The organism is Pseudomonas sp. GW-45 (assembly GCF_056896675.1).
On record NZ_CM167674.1, the window covers coordinates 2,715,334 to 2,736,268 of the forward strand.

General features: G+C 55.4%; 28 protein-coding genes. 7 read left to right on the forward strand and 21 right to left on the reverse strand.

Annotated features, from left to right (window positions below):
• Positions 1-19 precede the first annotated feature (19 nt).
• The 4 genes from trmD to ffh form a co-directional block, all read right to left on the reverse strand.
• On the reverse strand, positions 20-736 hold the full coding sequence (gene trmD, locus AC1XYH_RS12480) for a tRNA (guanosine(37)-N1)-methyltransferase TrmD (RefSeq protein WP_483326378.1): 717 nt from the start codon (positions 734-736) through the stop codon (positions 20-22).
• A 36-nt stretch (positions 737-772) separates the two neighbouring features.
• Positions 773-1,315 (reverse strand): ribosome maturation factor RimM, encoded by a 543-nt coding sequence (gene rimM / locus AC1XYH_RS12485; RefSeq protein ID WP_483323496.1) that lies wholly within the window; start codon positions 1,313-1,315, stop codon positions 773-775.
• Between the two features lie 2 nt (positions 1,316-1,317).
• A complete protein-coding gene (gene rpsP / locus AC1XYH_RS12490) occupies positions 1,318-1,566 on the reverse strand; it encodes a 30S ribosomal protein S16 (protein WP_483323497.1) in 249 nt (82 codons plus the stop codon).
• Between the two features lie 149 nt (positions 1,567-1,715).
• Positions 1,716-3,119: a signal recognition particle protein gene (ffh, locus tag AC1XYH_RS12495; protein ID WP_483323498.1), complete on the reverse strand. Its 1,404-nt coding sequence runs from the start codon at positions 3,117-3,119 to the stop codon at positions 1,716-1,718.
• Positions 3,120-3,276: 157 nt separating this feature from the next.
• Here ffh and AC1XYH_RS12500 point away from each other — a divergent pair, with 157 nt between their 5' ends.
• Both AC1XYH_RS12500 and AC1XYH_RS12505 read left to right on the forward strand, forming a co-directional pair.
• Positions 3,277-4,077 carry a cytochrome C assembly family protein gene (locus tag AC1XYH_RS12500; protein ID WP_483323499.1) on the forward strand — a complete coding sequence of 267 codons (801 nt, stop codon included), beginning with the start codon at positions 3,277-3,279 and terminating at the stop codon, positions 4,075-4,077.
• A gap of 34 nt (positions 4,078-4,111) precedes the next feature.
• Positions 4,112-5,434 (forward strand): HlyC/CorC family transporter, encoded by a 1,323-nt coding sequence (locus AC1XYH_RS12505; RefSeq protein WP_483323500.1) that lies wholly within the window; start codon positions 4,112-4,114, stop codon positions 5,432-5,434.
• Here the strand turns inward: AC1XYH_RS12505 and AC1XYH_RS12510 are convergent.
• From AC1XYH_RS12510 to AC1XYH_RS12530, 5 genes are read right to left on the reverse strand one after another with little or no spacing between them, the layout of a single operon-like run.
• Positions 5,371-6,066, reverse strand: coding sequence for an SGNH/GDSL hydrolase family protein (locus tag AC1XYH_RS12510; RefSeq protein WP_483323501.1), 696 nt, complete (start codon positions 6,064-6,066; stop codon positions 5,371-5,373). The genes AC1XYH_RS12505 and AC1XYH_RS12510 overlap by 64 nt on opposite strands.
• A gap of 59 nt (positions 6,067-6,125) precedes the next feature.
• On the reverse strand, positions 6,126-7,310 hold the full coding sequence (purT, locus tag AC1XYH_RS12515; RefSeq protein ID WP_483323502.1) for a formate-dependent phosphoribosylglycinamide formyltransferase: 1,185 nt from the start codon (positions 7,308-7,310) through the stop codon (positions 6,126-6,128).
• Positions 7,307-7,525: a DUF1289 domain-containing protein gene (locus AC1XYH_RS12520; protein ID WP_483323503.1), complete on the reverse strand. Its 219-nt coding sequence runs from the start codon at positions 7,523-7,525 to the stop codon at positions 7,307-7,309. The genes purT and AC1XYH_RS12520 overlap by 4 nt, the downstream gene beginning before the upstream one ends.
• A complete protein-coding gene (locus AC1XYH_RS12525) occupies positions 7,525-8,049 on the reverse strand; it encodes a gamma carbonic anhydrase family protein (protein ID WP_483323504.1) in 525 nt (174 codons plus the stop codon). Before AC1XYH_RS12525 ends, AC1XYH_RS12520 begins: the two co-directional genes overlap by 1 nt.
• Positions 8,050-8,060: 11 nt before the next feature.
• Complete coding sequence (locus tag AC1XYH_RS12530; RefSeq protein ID WP_483323505.1) at positions 8,061-8,654, reverse strand: NUDIX hydrolase; 594 nt, start codon at positions 8,652-8,654, stop codon at positions 8,061-8,063.
• A gap of 223 nt (positions 8,655-8,877) precedes the next feature.
• Here AC1XYH_RS12530 and AC1XYH_RS12535 point away from each other — a divergent pair, with 223 nt between their 5' ends.
• Both AC1XYH_RS12535 and AC1XYH_RS12540 read left to right on the forward strand, forming a co-directional pair.
• Positions 8,878-9,426 (forward strand): NUDIX hydrolase, encoded by a 549-nt coding sequence (locus AC1XYH_RS12535; RefSeq protein ID WP_483323506.1) that lies wholly within the window; start codon positions 8,878-8,880, stop codon positions 9,424-9,426.
• Positions 9,426-9,914, forward strand: a complete 489-nt coding sequence (locus AC1XYH_RS12540; RefSeq protein WP_483323507.1) for a L,D-transpeptidase family protein — start codon at positions 9,426-9,428, stop codon at positions 9,912-9,914. Before AC1XYH_RS12535 ends, AC1XYH_RS12540 begins: the two co-directional genes overlap by 1 nt.
• 30 nt (positions 9,915-9,944) lie before the next feature.
• Here the strand turns inward: AC1XYH_RS12540 and AC1XYH_RS12545 are convergent, their stop codons facing one another.
• Positions 9,945-10,265 carry an NGG1p interacting factor NIF3 gene (locus tag AC1XYH_RS12545; protein WP_483323508.1) on the reverse strand — a complete coding sequence of 107 codons (321 nt, stop codon included), beginning with the start codon at positions 10,263-10,265 and terminating at the stop codon, positions 9,945-9,947.
• Positions 10,266-10,375: 110 nt separating this feature from the next.
• Between AC1XYH_RS12545 and AC1XYH_RS12550 the strand changes: the two genes are divergently transcribed.
• Positions 10,376-10,702 carry a hypothetical protein gene (locus tag AC1XYH_RS12550; RefSeq protein ID WP_483323509.1) on the forward strand — a complete coding sequence of 109 codons (327 nt, stop codon included), beginning with the start codon at positions 10,376-10,378 and terminating at the stop codon, positions 10,700-10,702.
• A gap of 5 nt (positions 10,703-10,707) precedes the next feature.
• Here the strand turns inward: AC1XYH_RS12550 and AC1XYH_RS12555 are convergent, their stop codons facing one another.
• Positions 10,708-11,358 carry a TetR/AcrR family transcriptional regulator gene (locus tag AC1XYH_RS12555; RefSeq protein ID WP_483323510.1) on the reverse strand — a complete coding sequence of 217 codons (651 nt, stop codon included), beginning with the start codon at positions 11,356-11,358 and terminating at the stop codon, positions 10,708-10,710.
• A gap of 77 nt (positions 11,359-11,435) precedes the next feature.
• Between AC1XYH_RS12555 and AC1XYH_RS12560 the strand changes: the two genes are divergently transcribed.
• On the forward strand, positions 11,436-12,542 hold the full coding sequence (locus tag AC1XYH_RS12560) for a DUF2855 family protein (RefSeq protein ID WP_483323511.1): 1,107 nt from the start codon (positions 11,436-11,438) through the stop codon (positions 12,540-12,542).
• 222 nt (positions 12,543-12,764) lie between these two features.
• Here AC1XYH_RS12560 and AC1XYH_RS12565 read toward each other — a convergent pair whose 3' ends face one another.
• The 7 genes from AC1XYH_RS12565 to AC1XYH_RS12595 form a co-directional block, all read right to left on the reverse strand.
• Positions 12,765-13,097, reverse strand: coding sequence for a YnfA family protein (locus AC1XYH_RS12565; protein WP_483323512.1), 333 nt, complete (start codon positions 13,095-13,097; stop codon positions 12,765-12,767).
• Between the two features lie 131 nt (positions 13,098-13,228).
• Positions 13,229-14,068, reverse strand: coding sequence for a DNA ligase (locus AC1XYH_RS12570; RefSeq protein WP_483323513.1), 840 nt, complete (start codon positions 14,066-14,068; stop codon positions 13,229-13,231).
• Between the two features lie 80 nt (positions 14,069-14,148).
• Positions 14,149-14,526, reverse strand: a complete 378-nt coding sequence (locus AC1XYH_RS12575) for a septal ring lytic transglycosylase RlpA family protein (RefSeq protein WP_483323514.1) — start codon at positions 14,524-14,526, stop codon at positions 14,149-14,151.
• A gap of 103 nt (positions 14,527-14,629) precedes the next feature.
• Positions 14,630-14,911 carry a YkgJ family cysteine cluster protein gene (locus AC1XYH_RS12580; protein WP_483323515.1) on the reverse strand — a complete coding sequence of 94 codons (282 nt, stop codon included), beginning with the start codon at positions 14,909-14,911 and terminating at the stop codon, positions 14,630-14,632.
• Positions 14,912-15,219: 308 nt separating this feature from the next.
• Positions 15,220-15,909, reverse strand: a complete 690-nt coding sequence (locus tag AC1XYH_RS12585) for a nitroreductase (RefSeq protein WP_483323516.1) — start codon at positions 15,907-15,909, stop codon at positions 15,220-15,222.
• A gap of 203 nt (positions 15,910-16,112) precedes the next feature.
• Positions 16,113-16,571, reverse strand: a complete 459-nt coding sequence (locus AC1XYH_RS12590; protein WP_483323517.1) for a DUF4112 domain-containing protein — start codon at positions 16,569-16,571, stop codon at positions 16,113-16,115.
• 144 nt (positions 16,572-16,715) lie between these two features.
• Positions 16,716-18,191 carry a BCCT family transporter gene (locus tag AC1XYH_RS12595; protein WP_483323518.1) on the reverse strand — a complete coding sequence of 492 codons (1,476 nt, stop codon included), beginning with the start codon at positions 18,189-18,191 and terminating at the stop codon, positions 16,716-16,718.
• A 396-nt stretch (positions 18,192-18,587) separates the two neighbouring features.
• Between AC1XYH_RS12595 and AC1XYH_RS12600 the strand changes: the two genes are divergently transcribed.
• Positions 18,588-19,811: an MFS transporter gene (locus AC1XYH_RS12600; protein WP_483323519.1), complete on the forward strand. Its 1,224-nt coding sequence runs from the start codon at positions 18,588-18,590 to the stop codon at positions 19,809-19,811.
• Here the strand turns inward: AC1XYH_RS12600 and AC1XYH_RS12605 are convergent.
• The 3 genes from AC1XYH_RS12605 to AC1XYH_RS12615 all read right to left on the reverse strand — a co-directional run bounded on the left by AC1XYH_RS12605 (position 19,808) and on the right by AC1XYH_RS12615 (position 20,928).
• Positions 19,808-20,053, reverse strand: a complete 246-nt coding sequence (locus tag AC1XYH_RS12605) for a DUF2164 domain-containing protein (protein WP_483323520.1) — start codon at positions 20,051-20,053, stop codon at positions 19,808-19,810. The genes AC1XYH_RS12600 and AC1XYH_RS12605 overlap by 4 nt on opposite strands.
• Positions 20,054-20,170: 117 nt before the next feature.
• A complete protein-coding gene (locus AC1XYH_RS12610; RefSeq protein WP_483323521.1) occupies positions 20,171-20,584 on the reverse strand; it encodes a hypothetical protein in 414 nt (137 codons plus the stop codon).
• Between the two features lie 53 nt (positions 20,585-20,637).
• Positions 20,638-20,928, reverse strand: a complete 291-nt coding sequence (locus AC1XYH_RS12615) for a ssr3402 family protein (protein WP_483323522.1) — start codon at positions 20,926-20,928, stop codon at positions 20,638-20,640.
• Positions 20,929-20,935: the final 7 nt, after the last annotated feature.

Below are 20,935 nucleotides of genomic sequence, written 5' to 3' on the forward strand. Positions count from 1 at the left end.
GCACAGGCCGTCGGACCTGTTAATGGTTATCGGTTTCCTGCTCGCGGATATATTCCGCCAACAGCTTCTGCTGTTCTTTGCTCAAGTCCAGCTCTTCGAGCAACTCTGGCCGACGTTGCCAGGTTCTACCCAAAGACTGCTTGAGACGCCAGCGCCGGATCAGTTCGTGATTACCGCTGAGCAGCACCTCCGGTACGCGCTGCCCGTCAAACTCTTCCGGCCGGGTAAAGTGTGGGCAATCCAACCACCCTGCCGAAAACGAATCTTCTACCGCTGAATCCGCATGCCCAAGCACGCCAGGAATCAAGCGGGTTACCGCATCCAGAAGCACCATGGCCCCAAGCTCTCCACCCGACAACACGTAGTCACCAATGGAAATCTCTTCATCGACGCAGCGCTCAATAATGCGCTCATCAATCCCCTCGTACCGACCACACAGCAATACCACGCTGTCCAGCTCTGCCAGCTGCTCAGCCCGTTTCTGGGTGAGTGGCTGCCCCTGCGGTGAGAGATAAATCACGCGGGGTGGTGAGGGTGCCTGCTGCTTGATGGCCGCAATGGACTCAAGCAAGGGCTCCACCTTCATCAGCATGCCGGGGCCGCCGCCGAAGGGACGATCATCTACCGTACGGTGACGATCATGTGCATGCTCACGGGGATTGCTGAAAACCACTTCCAGCTGTCCGCGCTTGACGGCTCGCCCGGTTACCCCGGACTCGGTCAGCGCTGTAAACATTTCGGGAAACAAAGTCACCACACCGGCCCACACCGGTCAGAACTCCGCGTCCCAGTCGACCTGGATAACCGCTGTTTCCAAATCTATATTCAATACAAATTGGCCGGGCAAGTAAGGCAACACACGCTCTCGCTGATCAATACTGCCTGCGCAGGGTTTGATCACCATTACGTCGTTGGAACCGGTTTCCAGCAGGTGATCCACCTTGCCGAACAACTGGCCTTCCAGGTTAATCACCTGCAAGCCTTCCAGTTGATACCAGTAATACTCACCGTCCTCGAGCTCGGGCAGAGAACTGGTCTCTACGCTAATCTCGAAGCCAACCAAAGCCTCGGCTTGATCACGGTCATCCACACCCTTGAGCTGAACAACCAATACACGCCCTTGCAGGCGACCACCGAGGATGGACACTGTGCGTTGCTCGGAACCTCTATGAAGGCTCCACTGCGTATAACCCAGCACATTGTCCAGTGGGTCGGTATGCGAATACACCTTCACCGCCCCACGCAACCCTTGAACCGATACGATCTTGCCGAGAATCACACGAGGTGATTCGGTCGATTCAGGAGCAGTTGTCATATTCAGGCAGCAGCCTGAGCTTCCTTCAACAGCGCAGCAACGCGATCAGAAGGCTGTGCGCCCTGACCCAACCAGTACTGAACGCGCTCGTCGTTTACGGACAAACGGATTTCTGCACCAGATGCAACTGGGTTGAAGAAACCAACGCGCTCAACAAAACGACCATCACGGGCGTTACGGCTGTTGGCAACAGTCAAATGATAGAAGGGGCGCTTCTTGGAGCCACCACGAGCAAGACGAATGGTTACCATGTGGACATCGTTTCCTGTGTTTGAATAACGCTACAAAATTCATCGCGGGCTGTGCTGCAATAACGCATACACCTATGGCCCGAAAGGTCGCGTATTCTACGGAATATCGCGCCCGATGAAAACTCTTTTTTGATTAAGCTTTAAACAGCTCAGAATCGGGGCATACCGCCGCCAGGGGGCATCATGCCACCACCGCCACCGCCGCCCATACCACCCATGCCGCGCATCAGCTTAGCCATGCCACCTTTGCCGGTGACTTTCTTCATCATCTTCTGCATCTGCTTGTGCTGCTTAAGCACCCGACCGATGTCCTGAATTTGCGAACCTGAGCCGGCAGCGATACGCCGCTTACGCGAGCCGCTGATGATATCGGGATTGCGGCGCTCGCCCGGCGTCATCGAATTAATGATCGCCTCCATGCGCTTGAACTGCTTGGTCGCCTCAGTCTGGGCGGTTTCCATTTGCGCGGCATTCATCTTGCCGCCCATCATTGGCAGCTTCTCCATCATTGAGCCAAGGCCGCCCATGCTGTTCATCTGCTGCAGCTGATCACGGAAGTCTTCAAGATCGAAGCCCTTACCCTTCTTCAGCTTCTTGGCCAGTTTTTCGGCCTTGTCCTTGTCTAGCTTCTGCTCGGCTTGTTCGATCAGGGTAAGTACGTCACCCATGCCGAGAATGCGCGAAGCCACACGATCAGGGTGGAATACCTCAAGGGCATCAACCTTCTCACCCATACCGAGGAACTTGATCGGCTTGCCAGTAATATGGCGAACCGACAACGCCGCACCGCCACGCGCATCACCGTCAACCTTGGTGAGAATCACACCCGTCAGCGGCAGTGCCTCGTTGAAGGCCTGCGCCGTATTGGCGGCGTCCTGGCCGGTCATCGCATCGACCACAAACAGCGTTTCCGCCGGCTTAGCCGCAGCGTGCACCTGTTTGATCTCGGCCATCATGTCAGCATCAATATGCAGACGGCCCGCCGTATCGATGATCAGCACATCCATAAAGCGGTTACGCGCTTCGCGCAACGCTGCTTCAACAATGGCTACTGGCTTCTGTTCAATACTGGAGGCAAAGAAAGCAACATCTACCTCAGCCGCCAGAGTCTCCAACTGCTTGATCGCCGCCGGACGATAAACGTCGACGCTGACCACCATGACTTTCTTCTTTTCACGCTCACGCAGGGTCTTGGCCAGCTTGGCGACGCTGGTAGTCTTACCTGCGCCCTGCAGACCAGCCATCAGAATCACGGCCGGCGGCGTAACTGCCAGGTTCAGGCCTTCGCTCTGCCCCATGACCGCTTCCAGCTCGGACTTGACGATCTTGACGAACACTTGCCCTGGCGAGAGGCTGCGCGACACTTCTTGACCCACTGCGCGCTCGCGCACCTGATCAACAAATGTTTTGACCACGGGCAATGCCACGTCGGCCTCAAGCAACGCCATGCGCACTTCACGCAAGGTGTCCTTGATATTGTCTTCTGTGAGTTTGGCCTGACCGGTCACGCCACGCAGGCTATGTGACAGGCGCTCGGTAAGATTCTCGAACATCACTAACTCTCCTGAACTTCTCTACCCCCGCCGCAGGGGCGAAGCAGTTAAGCTGCGCAGTATACCCGCGCGCCTTAGGTGATGATAGGGAAGCGCTTTAACCGCAGCGCGGCTTGTGCCACACTGCGGGTTTGTTGATAACCACTCTCAAGGACGTATGACAGCCCTCACTCCTAGCCTGCTAGCCGCCTTTTTTTACTTTGGTGGGATGCTGTACCAGCTGTTTTGTCTGGGCAAGCGCCTGACTGTCAATGCCCGGCTGCTGCGAGGCATCGGCTTGGTTGCGTTGGTGGCACACGCCGCTAGCCTTTATTTACAGCTGATGACCGATCATGGCTTCGCACTTGGCCTGTTCAATATTGCTTCCTTGATCGCTTGGCTGATAGTCGCTCTGACCCTGCTGTCAAGCTTCCGCGCGCCAGTCACCAGCCTGCTGCTAGGGCTCTATCCGCTGGCGTTAATTACCGCCCTGCTAGCCGGTATTTTCCCGCACGAAGCAACTACGTTGCCGTCCGGAGAGAAAGGCCTGCTGGTGCACATTCTATTGTCGGTATTGGCCTACGGAATTCTGACGATTGCCGCCTTTCAGGCAACCTTGTTGGCGATCCAGGACTACCAGCTCAAGCATAAGCACCCGACCCGATTTATCCGTACCTTTCCGCCGCTACAGACCATGGAGCGTTTGCTGTTTCAGTTTCTGCTCTGCGGCGAGCTACTGCTGACGCTGGCACTGATCTCCGGCTTTGTTTTCCTTGAGAACATGTTTGCCCAACACCTGGTGCACAAAACCTTGCTGTCCTGCCTGGCATGGGTGGTCTTTGGCATCCTGCTCTGGGGCCGCCACTTCCGTGGCTGGCGCGGCAGCCACGCCATTCGCTGGACCTTGTCGGGCTTCTTGCTGCTGATGCTCGCCTACTTTGGCAGCAAGCTAGTACGCGAAGTGCTAATCGGCGCTTGATGCCCCCCTATTCCAACCTGTTTGAGGCACGATCTTGAACGAATCCCATACTGGCTTGCTGCTGATGTTATTGGCGCTGCTGATCATCTTGTCTGCGTTTTTCTCCAGCTCGGAGACCAGCATGATGAGCCTGAACCGTTACCGCCTTAAGCACCTTAGCAAGGAAGGCAACCGCGCCGCCAAGCGCGCCTCACGGTTACTTGAGCGCCCAGATCGCCTGCTCGGCACTATTCTGGTCGGCAACAACATCGTCAACATTCTCGCCGCTTCCATCGCTACCGTGGTAGCGGTAGATCTGTGGGGCGAAGCCGGTATTGCCATCGCTACCGTGCTGCTGACGGTGGTCATTCTAATTTTTGGTGAAATAACCCCCAAGACGCTGGCCGCCTTGCGCCCAGAGATGATTGCCTTTCCGGCCAGCGCAGTACTTGCGGTACTGCAACGCTTGCTCTACCCAGTAGTCTGGGTGTCCAGCACCTTCAGCAACCTGTTGCTGCGTATGATCGGCGTGAACCCCAACGACACCGATGGCGACCAGTTGACCACCGAGGAGCTGCGTACCGTCGTGCGTGAGGCCGGGCTGGGAATCACCCGCAGCCGTCAAAATATGCTGCTGGGCATTCTTGATCTCGAGAAGATGACGGTCAACGACATCATGATTCCGCGCAACGAAGCCGTGGGCATTGATCTTGAAGACAGCATGACGACCATCAATCAGCAACTGCGCAGCTGCCATTACACTCGCCTACCGGTGTTTCAAGGTGACATCAACAACGTCACTGGCCTGGTGCACATGCGCTCCATCGCGCGCCTGCTGAGCCGCGGAGAATTGACTAAGGAAAGCTTGATCGGCGCCTGCAAGGAGCCCTACTTCATCCCCGAGAGCACACCGCTGCACACTCAGCTATTCAACTTCCAGAAGCAGAAGCGCCGTATCGCCATTGTGGTCGATGAATACGGTGATGTGATTGGCTTGGTGACGCTGGAAGATATCCTGGAAGAAATCGTCGGTGAGTTCACTACCGACATGCTTATCCCCAGTCAGGATATTCACCCACAGGAAGATGGCACCTATGTAATTGACGGTAGCGCAGCCATTCGCGACATCAACCGTCACCTGCACTGGAAGCTACCGGCGGATGGCCCGAAAACCTTGAACGGTTTGATCACCGAGCAACTGGAAAGCATTCCGGAAACCAGCGTTTGCCTGGCCACCGGCGCCTACCGCATGGAAATCCTGCAAACCAAAGACAACATGGTGAAGAGCGTGCGAATCTGGGAGCGGAGCCGTGATCAAATCCCAGTGCTGGCTGAAGCAACTGCCGACGGCGCGAAAGACGGCTCTAACGCAAGCTGACACACAATGCCGGCGGCCCACTTGCGGTAACCGGCTGCACTAGGGTGAAAGCCGTCACGCGCCAGGTAAGCCTGCTCGAAAGGAAAATCCAGCGGGAGATAGCTCACCCGCTGCAGCGCTGCGACCTTCTGCAGATCACTATCCAGCAAACGCGAACGCAAGCCTAACCAGCCTCGCAAAGGGTGTGGCAACGCGGTGAACTGCCCCAGCGGCGGCACGCCCGTCACCAACACTCGCGCAGAACAGGCACCCAACCCAATAAACAGTTGCTGCAGCCGGGAGCGCCATTGGCGCCGTGAAGTCAGATGAGTGCTGTCATTCACGCCGAGCACAAGCAAAGCCAGATCCCAGCGCTGGTCCATTATCTGCGGCAGCAAGTTCTGTAAACAAACTTTCGCGTCCGCGCCGTTGCGACCTAGTGCCTGCCATTGCACCGAACGACCGGTAGCAGCTGCCAGTTGCTCGGCTAACTGCCCAGCCAAAGCGTCGGCTTGCCGTGCTACGCCGACGCCACTGACAGTGGACTCGCCCAACAACAGCAGCCGTAACGGCCGAGAGGTCGCGTTCCTTCCTGCCATCAATCCGTGCCAAGGCTGAGCAGCATCGGGCAGGCGCAAGGCCGTGCGTTTCACCCAAAGCGCCTGAGGCAGTAGCAACGGCAATGCCGGCGCTAGCCAATACCACCAGCGGCTCAGAGCTTGACCTGTACCGCTGCTGCGGCGCGTACGGCTTTTTCAACCGCCAGCGCAACGCTCTCGTCTAGCGCCAAGGCGACACCCATGCGGCGCTGGCCATCCACTTCTGGCTTACCAAACAAGCGCAGCTGAGTATCCGCTTCGGCGAGCGCCTCGCCCACATTGCCAAAACTGACATTCGCCGACTGGCCTTCCACCATAATAACCGCTGAAGCCGCTGGCCCCTGCTGTCGAATCGCCGGAATCGGCAAGCCGAGAATGGCCCGTGCGTGCAGTGCAAACTCCGATAGATCCTGCGAGATAAGCGTCACCATGCCGGTATCGTGCGGCCGTGGCGAAACTTCGCTGAACCATACTTGGTCGCCTTTGACGAACAGCTCCACACCAAACAACCCGCGACCGCCAAGCGCTTCCGTCACCTGCAAGGCTACCCGCTGCGCTTCTTCCAGAGCCATCTCCGACATCGCCTGTGGCTGCCATGACTCACGATAATCACCGGCCTCCTGGCGGTGACCAATAGGCGCGCAGAAGCTGGTACCGTCGATATGCCGCACGGTCAGCAGGGTTATTTCGTAATCAAAATCAACAAAACCTTCAACAATCACCCGCCCCTTACCAGCGCGGCCACCTGCCTGAGCGTACTCCCAGGCAGTATCAATATCCTCGGCCTTGAGCACCAGGCTTTGCCCCTTACCGGAGGAGCTCATTACCGGCTTGATCACACAGGGCATCCCCACTGCCTCAACTGCAGTGCGATATTCCTGCAGCGTGTCAGCAAATTGGTAAGCGGAGGTTGGTAGTCCAAGCGTCTCTGAAGCTAATCGGCGAATACCTTCGCGATCCATCGTCAGTCGAGCCGCCTCGGCGGTAGGTACCACTCGGTAACCCTCGGTCTCCAGCTCCACCAGGGTAGCTGTAGCGATAGCCTCAATTTCCGGCACTATGTAATCTGGCTGCTCCGCTTCTACTACCTCACGCAGTGCCTGACCATCCAGCATGCTAATAACATGGCTGCGGTGCGCTACCTGCATAGCTGGGGCGTTGGCGTAACGGTCCACCGCAATCACTTCACAACCAAGACGCTGCAATTCGATTGCCAGTTCCTTACCTAGCTCGCCAGAGCCCAGCAACAACACGCGGGTTGCGTCTTCAGAATACGGAGTACCTATTACGACGTTCATGCCTGTTGTCCTTTTTCGTTGGCGGCGCCTACCCAAAGGCCCTGCATACGCGCACGCGATTCACAGCGCTGCAGTACCGCATAACGCTGAGCATTACTCATACGCCCCCAAGTCGCAATTTCCATGCCGCTGCGCTGGCAGCCGATACACATATCATGGTCATCGAGGGCGCAAATACTGACGCAGGGGGAGCGTACCGGGGCCTGCTCGCTCATCAATCGTCTTGTACCTTGAGCTGCTCACGGAAGCGTTTGGCGTTCTGTACGTAGTGCGCTGCACTGAGTTCGAGCATTTTTTTCTGCTGATCACTGAGGGTTTTCACCACTTTGCCGGGCGAACCCATCACCAGCGATCCATCAGGAATTTCTTTACCTTCGGCAATCAGCGAATTAGCGCCAATGATGCAATGCTTGCCGATCTTAGCGCCATTCAGAATCACGGCATTAATCCCGATCAAGCTGTAATCACCGACGTTGCAGCCGTGCAGCATCGCATTATGACCCACGGTAATTCCCTTACCCAAGACCAGCGGCACACCATGGTCGGCGTGCAAGACTGCACCGTCTTGCACATTGCTGTGCTCACCTATAGTGATCTGCTCAACGTCACCGCGAATCACCGCGCTGAACCACACATTGGCACCCGCCTCCAGCTTGACCTTGCCGATTACCGCAGCAGAGTCCGCAATCCAGGCATCATCTGCCATCTCAACGCGGTCATTTCCCAAGCTGTACTTCATGCGAATTCCTCTTATTTATGTTTGTCGTATGGGGTATGCAGCGAAATATTTGCATCGAAAGCGGTATTCATCAGCTCAGCGAGCATCAAAGCGGTCAATCCCCATATTTTGAAACCTTCGTAACGGTAGCTAGGTACATACCAGCTGCGCCCTTCGTAATCGATCCGATGGGTCATTTCACGAGGGTCATCAAGGAAGAACTCCACAGGCACCCGGAAAACCTCTTCGATTTCACCACTATTAGGCACCAAGTCAAACACATCGGGGACGATGCCCACATAGGGCGTCACTTTGATGCCATACCGCGATACCAGCGACCCCATAGGGCCAACTACATCAACCAGCTCAGGCAACAGACCAATTTCTTCGTGCGCTTCACGCAGGGCGGTAAAGCACAAATCCACGTCACCCGGATCACGCCTGCCGCCGGGGAAGGCGACTTCGCCGGAATGGGTAGACAGGCGCTGCGAGCGCACCGTCAGGATGATTTCGGGGCGGTTATGCACACAGGTAATCGGGATCAACACACCCGCCTCCGGGAGGCCTGCGGCCTCAACCATTCGGGGGGAGTGTTCCTGTACCCGCATGCGCATTTTATCCAGCATGCATAGGTCCTCTGTTCTTTTCTTAATGATGGCATGATCACCAGACCAGGACCAGACTCACAACCGCGTGAATACCGCCTGATAGACAACTGCCTAGAGCATTGTCAGCGGCCTAGTTCTGACCGAACCACTGAGCATATTTGTGTGATCTGTCTCTTGCCCGAGCGTTAATTGCGCCGCAAGATAGAACGCATTCGACACTAGACCCAGCCGGAAGAACAACATGAAGTTCTGTAGTGAGTGCGGCCAAACCGTTACCGCACGCATCCCCTCGGGCGACACCCGCTCGCGGTTCATCTGTGACCACTGCGAGACTATCCACTACCAGAATCCGCGCATTGTCGCTGGGGTTCTGGCTACGCATAAGCGCCACGTACTGTTGTGCCGCCGGGCCATTGAGCCGCGCATAGGTTACTGGACGCTGCCCGCCGGCTACATGGAAAACGGTGAAACGACCGAAGAGGCCGCGCTGCGTGAAACCTGGGAAGAAGCTCGCGCCAGCATGCAGGGGCAGGAGCTGTATATGCTATTCAACCTGCCGCATATCAATCAGGTATACATGTTTTTTCGCGGCGAGTTAGCCGATCTGGACTTTTCCGCGGGTGAAGAAAGCCTGGAGGTAAAGCTGTTCAGCGAGGAAGAAATACCCTGGACCGAGTTGGCTTTCCCTACGGTTGGCAAAACGCTTAAGCAGTACTTTATTGATCGGCAGAGTAATCATTTCCCGGTACGCATCCGCGACATCGTTTACCGTCCGGAGCCTGCTCGCTAATGAACCGATTATTGACCGCCCTATTACTGTGCCTGTGCAGCCTTACCGCCACAGCCGCGACGCAAATTATCGACAAAGTAATGATCCATAAGGCTGAACGTCAATTACAGCTGCTGAGTGATGGCAAAGTAGTACACGAGTATCAAATATCTCTGGGCCGCCAACCCGTTGGTCACAAGGTGCAGCAAGGCGACCAGCGCACCCCCGAAGGCATCTACACTATCGACTGGCGGCACGAAAGCCCTGCCTACAACCTAAGCATGCACCTCGATTATCCCAATCTGAAAGACAAGATGGCCGCTTACAAAAATGACGTCGATCCCGGCGGCATGATCATGATTCACGGCACGCCCATCGACGAAGACTATCCCGAGTGGTACTTCAAGGGGCTCGACTGGACTAACGGCTGCATCGCCTTAGGCAATAGAGAAATGCGCGAAGTCTGGGAACTGGTGCCCGACGGTACCCTGGTTGAAATTCTGCCCTGAAGCTCACACCCGATCCCAAGCCGCTGCACGTCAACTCATCAAATCCGTATCCAGCCGCCAAACGTCAAAGGCCGGCTCTTCATAGGGATGAGCCAAACGCAGGGCGGCAATGGCAGCGCGAATGCATTCATCCGCGCAGACCATTTCAACCCGAAACTCTTCAACTTGCTCCAGGCTGCCCCGCTTGCCAATATGCGGATTGCTACCCGCTAAAGGGCGGAACTGGCCCAGTCCCAGCGCCTGCCAACTGCAAGAGTCGTAATCGCCAATGCGGCCAGCGCCCGCTGCAAACACCGCTTGCTTGACCTGTTCAACATTCGCAGCAGGGACAAAAAAACATAACTTGTACATTGCGCCTCCAAAGCACTCTGCAGTTACCTCAGCTGCCTGCTGCTGACGTCGCTACGCTTAAACTAGAGTAAGCTGAGCCATGCACGCCAGCCGCCAGCAAGGAGTCAAACATGACCATCGACAGTAACCGTCTATTGCTGGAATTTGAAAAACTGCGCCGCGAAATCAACTTCAGCGTGATCAACCCAGCGTTGCCGGAGCTAACCCTCACCACTCTGCAACCTATAATCACGCTGGTTGCCGAGGCGCGCCGCGACTATTTGCAGTGCTTGGTAGAGCTCGCGAATCAAAACAAGGGCTCTTCACCCGCGACAGAGCAGATAAGCCAGCTCAAGGCCAAACGGGAAACCTTCGACGAGTTGGTCATCGCCGCGAGCGCCTTGGAAACCGCGATTCAACGCGATTATTTGAAAGTGCGCACCAGCCGAAAGGATTAACACTCTCAGGTGTCGTCACCTAGCACGGCAGTACGGATGGCCAACTGACAGAAGCACTGCATTTGTTCTGCCCAGGTAGTCATGGCTGTAGCATCCAGCTGCACCAGCATGGCATAACGGCGCCCGCCCCAAACAGCCAAGTGCAACGCCTCCAGCGTGGCGTCCGACGGCTGGCTGGGCAAGTCCGTCGCCACCGCAAAAACGCATCGCCAAGCGCCCAGCAGCTCATCATAGGCGCGGCGCTGATGCTTCTGGTCCGCCACCATGGGCTCCAGCTCCAGCATGTCCGGGTGAAACCACGAGATAGCACCTTCTGCGCCACACAGCAGCCGCACCAGACACGACAAGCGCTGCTGCCAGCTCAGGTCTTTCGGCTGCACCGCTTGCTCGTCCACCGCTTGCAGCAACACCTCAATGCAATGGCGCACGTAGCCTGAATGCAGAGCCTGTTTACTGGGGAAGTAGTCGTACAGCGTGCCGACCGCCACGCCCGCCTCAAGAGCAATAGCACGGGTGGTAACACGCTCCCAGCCATCACGCTGCCAAATCCGAACATAGGTATCAAAAATCGCCTGCACAGTGGCTTTGGCGCGCGACTGGGTAGGCCGCTTAAGCGGCTTGGGGCGTGATGATGGGGCGTCTCGTTTGTTGCTCATGGATATCCGAACCCGTAAGGCAGGCATACAGGCTACAGTCATTCGCACTGCGTTTCACCTTACCAAGGAGCCACCCCATGAGCACTCTCAGTCAGTTACAGAACAACAAATCCGATCTGCAGCAAACCCGCATCCACAGCGAGCCCATGCCGGCGTTACAGGAAGGTGAAGCTTTACTGCGCATCTGCAGCCTGGCACTGACCACCAACAACATTACCTACGCGGCCTTCGGCGAAACACCGCACCTGCGTTACTGGAATTTCTATCCAACCAAAGACGCAGCCTGGTTCCACATGCCAGCCTGGGGCTTTGCCGAGATTGTCGAAACCAATGTTGAAGGCCTCGCCAAGGGCGAACGCTTTTATGGTTTTTGGCCCATAGCCAGCCACGTAATAATGAAGCCAGTACGGGTCGGCGAGCGCGGGTTTTACGACGGAATCGAACATCGTCTGGAGCTGACTTCGGCTTACAACCAGTATCAACGCATCAGCACCGATGCAGCTTACCGCGCAGAAGATGAAAACTATCAAATGCTGCTGCGCCCGCTATTTATCACTTCCTTTATGCTGGCCGACTTTTTGGAAGATAATAATTTCTTCGGCGCAAAGCGGGTCATCATTTCCAGCGCCTCCAGCAAAACCGCTTACGGCACCGCCTTCTGCCTGGAAAACAATCCGAGCGTTGAGCTGATTGGTCTTACCTCCGCTAGTAACACCCAGTTTGTCGACAATCTTGGCTGCTATAAGCGTTCAATGGCCTACGCCGATGTAGAGCAGCTGGATGCAAGTGTGCCCACGTTGTATGTCGATTTTTCCGGCAATAACGCATTGCGCAACCGCGTTCATAGCCACTTCAAGGATACCCTGACCCACAGCTGCTTTGCCGGCTCATCGCAGAACCACGAACACATCAGCGCTGCCGACACGCCAATGCACGGCCCAGCCCCGCAGCCCTACTTCGCGCCCTACCAAATCAAGAAGCGCAACGCCGATTGGGGCGCAGCTGAAGTCACCCGCAAGTTCAATGAGGCGCAACTGGCGTTTATCCAACGCACCAAGAACCCGCAACAACCCTGGATGCTGGTGAATGAACACGCCGGTCTGGAGCAAGCGCAACAGCTGGTAGAAGACCTGGTTGCAGGGCGCATTGATCCGAAAGAAGGCCACGCCCTACTACTGAGTTAATAACCCCGCTAATCTGAATAAACCGCCATGCCTGCATGGCGGTCTCGCGGCATTCATGCCCTTCAGAGCTACGGAGCAGCAAGGCATTTCACCGCCAGTTTCTGCGCCCTCCGTACTCTTTCGACCCATCCTTGATTTAGCTGTAACCGGGTAATGTCAGATACCCACCAGTTTGCCACCAAAGATAAAATAAACGGCGCCCCGCCTGATCAGCACAGATAACTACGCCGTGCGCGGCGCAAACATGATGATAGCCATCCCCACCAAAGCCACAGCCGAGCCCAGCAAATCCCAACCGGTTGGGCGAATGCCATCTACCGCCCAAAGCCACAGGATGGCAGTAAAGATATACACACCACCATAAGCCGCATATACCCTGCCCGCCGCCGCTGGATGCAGCGACAGTAGCCAGGCAAATACCGCCAAGCTGAGCGCTGCCGGCAACAACAGCCAAATACTTTTACCTTCGCGCAGCCAGAGATAAGGCAAATAACAGCCGATGATTTCCGCCAAAGCGGTCAGCAAGAAAAGACCAAGGGTTTTCAATTCTGGCAACGTGAACAACTCCAAACAGGGCAACGAAGATCGGATCGATTGCCAATCATGCACAGCATCGTACTAAGGGCTCAAGCGGTTAGACGTTAACCACCCCAATGAGAGCCGAAGCGATCAGCCGCCGCACCCGATCACTCTTCCCGCACACGCAAAAAACGCGCAAAGCGTGGCAACCCTGTGGAGGTCAGACCGTTATAACGATAGGTCACCCAGCTGCCAACAGCCGGCGGATTAGCGCGTTGCGCATCACTCAGGCCGCTGCCCAGGCGAAAGCGCCGCCCCTGATCGTCCTCCACTTCTAGCGCACCGACCATGCCTGCGTACTTACCTTTGCCAGCGGTATAACCCACCACCCAGGCCTCGGCATCATCATAGGGTTTGTATTTCAATAGCGCCGCGCTGCGGCCGGCCTGATACCGCGCAGCCTGATGATGCAGCATCAGCCCTTCCGCGCCAGCCGCAACCAAGTTAGCCAGGCGCGCGTCTAGTTCATCGGCATCGGCTACCCGAAACTGGCTGACCGGCTGCAGCCAATCAATGTTGAGCGCCGTCAGCGCCTCCATCGCCCTCACCCGTTGCGTGAAAACGCCGCCGTGCTCGGGCAAATCAAACACCATGAACTTGACCCGCCGCCACTGCGCGTTATCGGGCTCAGCCGTGCGCACAATACCGCTGAGAGCATCAAAGCTACCGCGGCTAATCCACAATTCGCCGTCCATCGGCATAGATGGCCAAGCCTCAGTAAACCATTCAGGCGTAGCAATTTGGTATCCACCTCGGCTCCACAACACCTCGCCATCCCAATGCGCACGCACACCGTCCAACTTCTCGCTAACCCAGTAATCAGTGACCACAGCATCGCCAGCGTAAACTTGGGCGAGCATGGGCTGATGCTTTCTGGGTTCAGCTGAAACGGCATGAGGTACACAGGAAAGGAAAACAATAAATAACAGAAGGGAAAGAATGCGCATGATGACGTCCTTGTCATGGTGTGCTTAAACGGTAACCGCTATCAGTTAATACCCGGTTGGCCTGCCGGGCGGGGCGTGCCTTATCGAATCACTTCAATTTCAACATTCAACAGTCCGGCAGAGGTATTGCCAATGCGGCTAAAGGCCGACTTTGATAGGTCTATCACGCGACCGCGCACAAAAGGCCCGCGGTCATTGATGGTCACCACCACGCTTTTTCCGTTGCTGGTATTGGTGACCTTCACCACCGAACCAAAAGGGAGCTTCTTGTGGGCGGCCGTACTCAGATCATGCCGATACGGCTGGCCGCTGGCGGTTTTCTGGTTCTGGTGTCTGTCTGCATAGAACGAGGCCTGGCCCTTTTCCTTGTATCCCGCCCAATTGCCGGCGGCGCCAGGCTGAGTCGTACTGCAACCGGCCACAATCAACAGCAACGCAATGAGAATCAGGTTTTTCAATGTAGTGCCTTAATGAGTTTCTAATTGTTGACGGTGCAGAGGCCTGTCTATAAACCTGTCATTCATTACCGATTTATACAAAGCCGTTTTGTCGATACGAGAACTAGGTCCGTTCAGCCAGACACTCATAACCGCCCATTTCGAATTCACGACAAATCCAGGGGCGCTTCTCGTAAATGCTGCAGAGCATGGTTTCTCGGTCCAGGGCTGCACACCATCCATCGTCGAGGCGAGCCATGGTCATGCCGCCCCACTTATCCTCCGCCACGTACTTATCCGGCACGCCCGTATCCGTGATGAGCATGACTTCCAAGCGGCAACAGTTCGCCCTGCATGTCGCGCAAGTGACTTCATTGGTGGGCAGGTTTTTAACCTCAATCGTCATTATTTACCACGTACCGTCGCTAGTTATTGAATTGATCCACACCTTTCAGGGTAACCCTGAACCGCAGGCGCGTACGTTACCACGTAGGCTACAGCCTAGTATGGGAGATCAGCGACGGTTGCACTGCGAATGTTAAATCGAGGGATGACGCGCTAAAGGGGTTTAATCACTGAGGACGCTAGAAGCAATAATCTGTGGCTATCGAGAGTGACTGGCGGCTCGTTGCGAGGCTCGCTTCAAGCCGACACCCTTTTGGGCGCCAGCTTAGGCTCTACTGCCACAGCATGATTACATGGCAAGGCTAGCCGCTATGACGAAACGGTCTCTTCAAAGCCAACGAAGTTGGCCACTTCATCAACCGGACGACGCTTGGAGACCACGGCGTTAGCAGGGAATTCTTCATCTGGATAACCCATGGCAACGCAGATCATCACCACCTGATCATCAGGAATCCCGGCATGCTCGCGTACAACTGAAGAATGCATGATGCCCTGACTGTTCACCACACAACCCAAGCCGTTGGCCCAAGCAGCATTCACCAGACCATTCACCAGAGCGCCACAATCGAACTGGGCGATATCACCGTCGCGCAACACACGGTCATAGGTCACTACAATGGAAATAGGCGCGTCGAACTGGCGAAAGCCACGCAAGATCCAATCTTGGCGCTTTTCCTTGTCGTCACGCGCGATCCCCATCGCCTCAAACAGCTGTACCGCAATCTCTACCTGACGCTGGCGGTGACCACCCTGATAGTTACCGATGTCGCGACTGTCCTTGGCGGGTGGCACACCATTGAGCATGCGCTCGGTGTTATCGGCCCGAATACGGTCCAGCGGTTCGCCCGTCAGCACATGCAGATGCCACGGCTGGGTATTCATAGAAGAAGGGGCGCGGACAGCCAGCGCTACAACCTCTTCTATCACGCTACGCGGAACCGGTTTTTTTTGAAAAGCACGAATACTGCGGCGTCCGAATACGACCTCTTCGTAATTCACTCTTTTTAACTCCTTATAAGATGGGGGCCAGAGGTGCACCGCCATCAAACGCCTAGGCACGGGGGCGGCACCAGCCTGCGGACCAGACATTAGCACAATGGCGGCAGCGCTCAGGCGCGCAGACACTTCGGCAATACGACCCTATAAGGCGCTTCTATAATCGCGTGCGAATTAAACAGCTAGAAGTAGCTAGGTCATTGCTATTACACAATGAGCGCGACACCGCCCACAATGACGGCGAATAGCGCAGACAAACCGACCAACATCTTCCAAGGAAAAGATGCCGGGGGCGGCTCTGTGTTCAACTGTTTCTCAAGATAGTTTTTCAACAGCTGGGTATTACGGGTATTGGCTTTGTAAATAGCATCAAAGGCATCCCCCACGACTGGGATCAAGCCGCCCACAAAATCGATAACGATATTGCGTAGCATGCGGCGCTTCACGTCCTTACTCGCACCCGCACGTTGTGCCTCCAGCAGCACATAAGCGGACAACCCCAACCCCACGAAGTCGCCCGCCACTGGCACCAGGCCAATAACTGCCTCCAAACCAATTTTGAAGCGAGTGAAAGGTAGGCCGATGCTGCTATCCGTCAAACGGCTGAATTTGTCTAGCCGTTGAATTATCGCCCGCTGCTTGGCTTCAGTCGGTAGTTGCGCCATGACGCCTCCGGGAGTAATTAAGTTGTGGGTAGTTAGGCAGGAGCATATGAACCAGTCAGAGCAACACGCGTTCCTTTGCCTGAAACGCGAAACGCCCCAGCAATAAAGACCTGCCGGGGCGCCAGTTAGTTCGTGCCAAGACCGTTAAAGCAGGTTCTGCTCTCGCGCCATCGCCATGGCGGCCCGAGGGCCGGTCCATAAAGAAGGCAGGATGATGAGCGAAACCGGAATGGCAGTGATCACAATAAACTGCTGCAACACGCCAATCTGCCCACCACCCAAATACAACAGAATACCGGTCATCAGCGCCATGGCACCGCCCCAGAAAGCACGGATGGCAACGTGCGGCTCATCGTGACCAGCACCCACTACCGCAATGGCGTAGCTCATAGAATCGCCGGTGGTGGCTACAAAAATCGTAGTCAGCAGCAAAATCGCACCCGCCATCCAGGCGCCACCCGGCAGCGCTTGGGCAACCGACAAGGTGGCCACGTCAAAGGAGAAGCCTTCCAATGCTTTTGCCAGGTCGACCGCGCCGGTCAGTTGATAGTAAATACCCGAGCCACCCAGCAGGGTGAACCAGATGGTGGTGGCAATCGGTGCTAACACCGCAACTGCAATCACCATTTGACGGATAGTGCGACCGCGCGAGATACGCGCCACAAAAATAGCCATCAGCGGTGCATAGCCGATAAACCAGGCAAAGAAGAATACCGTCCACCACTTCATCCACCACTCTGGCGCCGTCTCAGATGTAAGCGTTGCCATGGCAAAAAACGAGGTCACGTATTCACCCATCGACTGCAAATACACATTGGTTAAAAACAGCGTGGGGCCAAACACAAAAATAACCGCGCCGATGGTCAGTGCAAGAAACACGTTAAAACGGCTCAACAGCTGTATGCCCTTATGCACGCCACTCATCGCCGACGCAATGTAGACCGTCGCCAGCAACATCAGAATAACCAGCTGCGTGAAGAAGCCATTAGAAAAGCCAAACAACACCTGCAGCCCATAACTCATCTGGGTAGCCAGAAAGCCAATCGGGCCTACGGTACCGGCGACAATAGCGATAACGCAGAGCGCATCTACTACGCCGCCAACCCAGCTGGAGAGAATCCAATCGCCGAATACGGGATAGAGCAAGGTGCGCGGTTGCAGTGGTTTACCTTGATTGTAGTGAGCGTAGGCCAACACGATGGCAGCCAACGAGCCCAACACTGCCCACGCCAGAAATCCCCAGTGCATAAAGGATTGCGCTAGCGCAGGCGCTACAGCCGCAGCAGTGCCAGCCTCGGTATCAAATGCCGGCGGCGTCACAACAAAGTGATAAACCGGCTCACCCGCGGCAAAAAACACCCCACCACCGGCCAGCAGCGTACACATCACCATGGACAGCCAACGGAAGGTACTGATCTCCGGCTCATCAAGATTACCGACCTTGGCCTGCCCTGCCCGACTCAAAGCCACGCCAATTGAAATAAAGAAGGTCGCCAGCAGCAACAGCTGAAAAAACGAACCCATCGTTTTAGCTGTCCAGGCAAAGCCGATGTCGATCTGCGCGGTTAACCAAGCGGCGTCATAGATCGATAATCCAACGAACAGAACGATAAACCCCATGGTAAGCGTGAGAACAAGAGGATCGCCAAAACGATGCGGAGGGCTATTTACAGCGGAAGCAGGCACTACAGGTCGAGAAACACTAGAAGAAGGTGGCATTACGTCCAACGTGACTAAAAAATTGGCGGCCCACCCTACGGATTGCTTCCCCCCATTGCAAATAAAACGACTTTTAAATTACGTCATGATGCCAACCAAAGCTTGCGGAACGGCATCATCCGCAGGCTGAATTTGATGCCATAACGAGCACGCCTGACGCTCTAGAACGGCGCATGGAGAGCGGCAACCAAGAAAGCACGCAACAAAGAAAATAAGCACCTGGAGCTCCGCCGGTCAGTGCATCGGAAAGCTGTTAACCTGAGCGCCCGCGAAGACCAAGCCGATAAGAGAGCCACCATGTCGTTAAGCAACAACCGCCCGAACATGATCATCACCGTGTTGTGCGGCACCCTTACGTCATTGGTAGTGATCGGTTTTGCGCGCCTGGCTTACGGCGTGATTTTGCCTTCAATGCGCACGGACCTCGGGTTTTCTTATCAACAGGCAGGCATGCTTAGCACGGTGGCAGCGCTGTGCTATGTCTGCTTCGTTCTCGCCGGCGGCCTGGCCGCTGCTCGCTGGGGAGCCAAGGCCTCTATTTTGCTTGGAATGTTGATGGTGGTAGTGGGCTTTGCAGGGCTAACCGTAGCGGCTAATTTCTGGCTGATAGCCATCCTGATGGGCTTATTGGGTATTGGCGCTGCCTTTGCGTTTGCCCCCATGGTCGCGTTGCTGGCCGCATGGTTCCCGGACCACCGGGGCTTGGTGATCGGCTGTATGAGCAGCGGCGTGGGTCTTAGTATTCTCGTGACCGGGATGCTGGTGCCCTTTCTGCTCAACGCGTTCGGAGAGCAAGGCTGGCGGGTTAGTTGGGGGGTATTTGCCGGCACCGCACTGTTCGTAGCGATTATCATCAGCCTATTTGTAAAGAACCCTCCACAGGCTGCAGGCGGGGGCGGGCACCTACCTGCCAATGAAAAGTGGCTGATCTACCGTAATCCACGGGTGCTGATCGTAGCCACTACCTACGGCATCATTGGCTTGGGCTACATCGTTCAAACGGTGTTTATGGTCAGTTATATGGTGGAAAACGGCTTCAGTGAATCTACCGCAGGAAGCTATGTGGCAATGATGGGGCTGCTGTCTATAGCTGCGGGTCCGTTGTGGGGGTGGGTATCCGATTTCTGGGGCCGGGGCAACGCACTGACTATATCGCTGTTCATGGTGGTCGTGGCCATGGCGCTGCCACTCATAGCGCAAACCCTGCCCTACTTCTTCTTCCACTTTTTGCTGCTGGGGATATCGCTAAATGGGGTATTTGCGATGATTCAAACAACGGCAACGGATCAGGTCGCGCCTCGCTATATTCCTATCGCCTTCAGTTTCGCGACGCTGTTCTTTGCAGTAGGCCAGTTTCTCGGCCCGGCGATTGCCGGCTGGCTGATCGAAACCACCGAAGGATTTACCGCCGCGTTCAGCTTTACCGTGATTGTGCTCACCCTTGGGTTTGGCCTGACGCTGGTAATCCGTCGCTTCCCCTCGGAGTTTGCCGTAGGCGAGCCGGACGACAAAGCAGCCTAGCCTTCTGGCTGCTCCAGCTCCTGTATGACGTACCCAGCCTCCTCCACCTTCTCATTGAATACCTGCTGAGCATCAAAGAGGCCACGATTATAAAAACAGGGCCCCAACTCGCGGGCAAAAAAGTCGATCAAAAACTCTGCCTCAAAACCACCAATGTCTTGCTGTAGCTCGGCATTGAAGTAGGTTTTAATTTTGCTGACCATTCGATCTTTCTGATCTCTCGAAAACTCAATATCTTTCATGCCTAAGCCTGTTGATTCGCTAGCGCAGGAAGCCTGTCGCCCTGACTGGATGTGGAATGTAATGCACCGAGATAACTCCCCCTACTCAGATAGCCGCCCTTAAGCCAAAACGTCAACTTAGTAGGTCACGCTAATGTCATGTTTTTGCAAAAACGAATTCGAATAAAAGCTGCCCATCAGCGAGCCAACTGACATTGAAAATGCCAATAAGAAGCAAATTGCTGAGGTGTGAGTAAACGCAGGAAGATTCCACCCGAGGAAATAAACCCCAGCGGCCAGGGCAAAAACAGCGATTGCGTATTTATTGAGGAGGAAAAACATCGGTATTTCGAAGGCCCATACCTCGTCTTTAAGTCTGAACGCCGACAAGCCATAGCGCGCGTACACCAGGGCCAGTAACAACCCACATACACCGACGGCTATAGCGTATAGAGCCGGCTTATCCCCGGTAAAGAGGGAGTACAACATAATCACAGAGTAGCCAGCGCCCACAAACCAGGCCGCAAACAAAGGAAGCAAAATAAGACCCATATGTTCTCCGTGGGTTGACTGCTATTGGAAGCCGGAACCTAAGCCATCAACTGTCAGTCCAGGCGGCAGGTAGACGACTTGAGCTCAAGCGATGCTGCGGGCCCAACCCATCCAGGCGGTCTTAACGTGAACTCCCGACCGAATATGGCTTCACAATCATCGCCAAAATAGACAATGCGCTTTTCAAAATCGATTGATTTTAAAGTAGCAATAACCCTCTCATGGCTCCTAACAAACTCAACCATGACCCCCAAGTCTTTTTCATTTTGATACTCAGGTGCGAGCGCAGCTATCGCGTTCACTGAAAACAAGACGGCTAGCGGTACCGCCGTAACCCTTCTCATACTCAAC

Bases quoted from the DNA above. Each gene is read 5' to 3' on its own strand.
- AC1XYH_RS12605 (WP_483323520.1), bottom strand. From the start codon at position 20,053: ATGAAAGATATTGAGTTTTCGAGAGATCAGAAAGATCGAATGGTCAGC.
- AC1XYH_RS12600 (WP_483323519.1), top strand. From the start codon at position 18,588: ATGTCGTTAAGCAACAACCGCCCGAACATGATCATCACCGTGTTGTGC.
- AC1XYH_RS12530 (WP_483323505.1), bottom strand. From the start codon at position 8,654: ATGCTGGATAAAATGCGCATGCGGGTACAGGAACACTCCCCCCGAATG.
- rpsP (WP_483323497.1), bottom strand. From the start codon at position 1,566: ATGGTAACCATTCGTCTTGCTCGTGGTGGCTCCAAGAAGCGCCCCTTC.
- AC1XYH_RS12550 (WP_483323509.1), top strand. From the start codon at position 10,376: ATGACCATCGACAGTAACCGTCTATTGCTGGAATTTGAAAAACTGCGC.
- AC1XYH_RS12590 (WP_483323517.1), bottom strand. From the start codon at position 16,571: ATGGCGCAACTACCGACTGAAGCCAAGCAGCGGGCGATAATTCAACGG.
- AC1XYH_RS12540 (WP_483323507.1), top strand. From the start codon at position 9,426: ATGAACCGATTATTGACCGCCCTATTACTGTGCCTGTGCAGCCTTACC.
- ffh (WP_483323498.1), bottom strand. From the start codon at position 3,119: ATGTTCGAGAATCTTACCGAGCGCCTGTCACATAGCCTGCGTGGCGTG.
- AC1XYH_RS12570 (WP_483323513.1), bottom strand. From the start codon at position 14,068: ATGCGCATTCTTTCCCTTCTGTTATTTATTGTTTTCCTTTCCTGTGTA.
- AC1XYH_RS12615 (WP_483323522.1), bottom strand. From the start codon at position 20,928: ATGAGAAGGGTTACGGCGGTACCGCTAGCCGTCTTGTTTTCAGTGAAC.
- AC1XYH_RS12535 (WP_483323506.1), top strand. From the start codon at position 8,878: ATGAAGTTCTGTAGTGAGTGCGGCCAAACCGTTACCGCACGCATCCCC.
- purT (WP_483323502.1), bottom strand. From the start codon at position 7,310: ATGAACGTCGTAATAGGTACTCCGTATTCTGAAGACGCAACCCGCGTG.
- AC1XYH_RS12520 (WP_483323503.1), bottom strand. From the start codon at position 7,525: ATGAGCGAGCAGGCCCCGGTACGCTCCCCCTGCGTCAGTATTTGCGCC.
- AC1XYH_RS12525 (WP_483323504.1), bottom strand. From the start codon at position 8,049: ATGAAGTACAGCTTGGGAAATGACCGCGTTGAGATGGCAGATGATGCC.
- rimM (WP_483323496.1), bottom strand. From the start codon at position 1,315: ATGACAACTGCTCCTGAATCGACCGAATCACCTCGTGTGATTCTCGGC.
- AC1XYH_RS12560 (WP_483323511.1), top strand. From the start codon at position 11,436: ATGAGCACTCTCAGTCAGTTACAGAACAACAAATCCGATCTGCAGCAA.
- AC1XYH_RS12595 (WP_483323518.1), bottom strand. From the start codon at position 18,191: ATGGGGTTTATCGTTCTGTTCGTTGGATTATCGATCTATGACGCCGCT.
- trmD (WP_483326378.1), bottom strand. From the start codon at position 736: ATGTTTACAGCGCTGACCGAGTCCGGGGTAACCGGGCGAGCCGTCAAG.
- AC1XYH_RS12500 (WP_483323499.1), top strand. From the start codon at position 3,277: ATGACAGCCCTCACTCCTAGCCTGCTAGCCGCCTTTTTTTACTTTGGT.
- AC1XYH_RS12610 (WP_483323521.1), bottom strand. From the start codon at position 20,584: ATGGGTCTTATTTTGCTTCCTTTGTTTGCGGCCTGGTTTGTGGGCGCT.
- AC1XYH_RS12580 (WP_483323515.1), bottom strand. From the start codon at position 14,911: ATGACGATTGAGGTTAAAAACCTGCCCACCAATGAAGTCACTTGCGCG.
- AC1XYH_RS12545 (WP_483323508.1), bottom strand. From the start codon at position 10,265: ATGTACAAGTTATGTTTTTTTGTCCCTGCTGCGAATGTTGAACAGGTC.
- AC1XYH_RS12555 (WP_483323510.1), bottom strand. From the start codon at position 11,358: ATGAGCAACAAACGAGACGCCCCATCATCACGCCCCAAGCCGCTTAAG.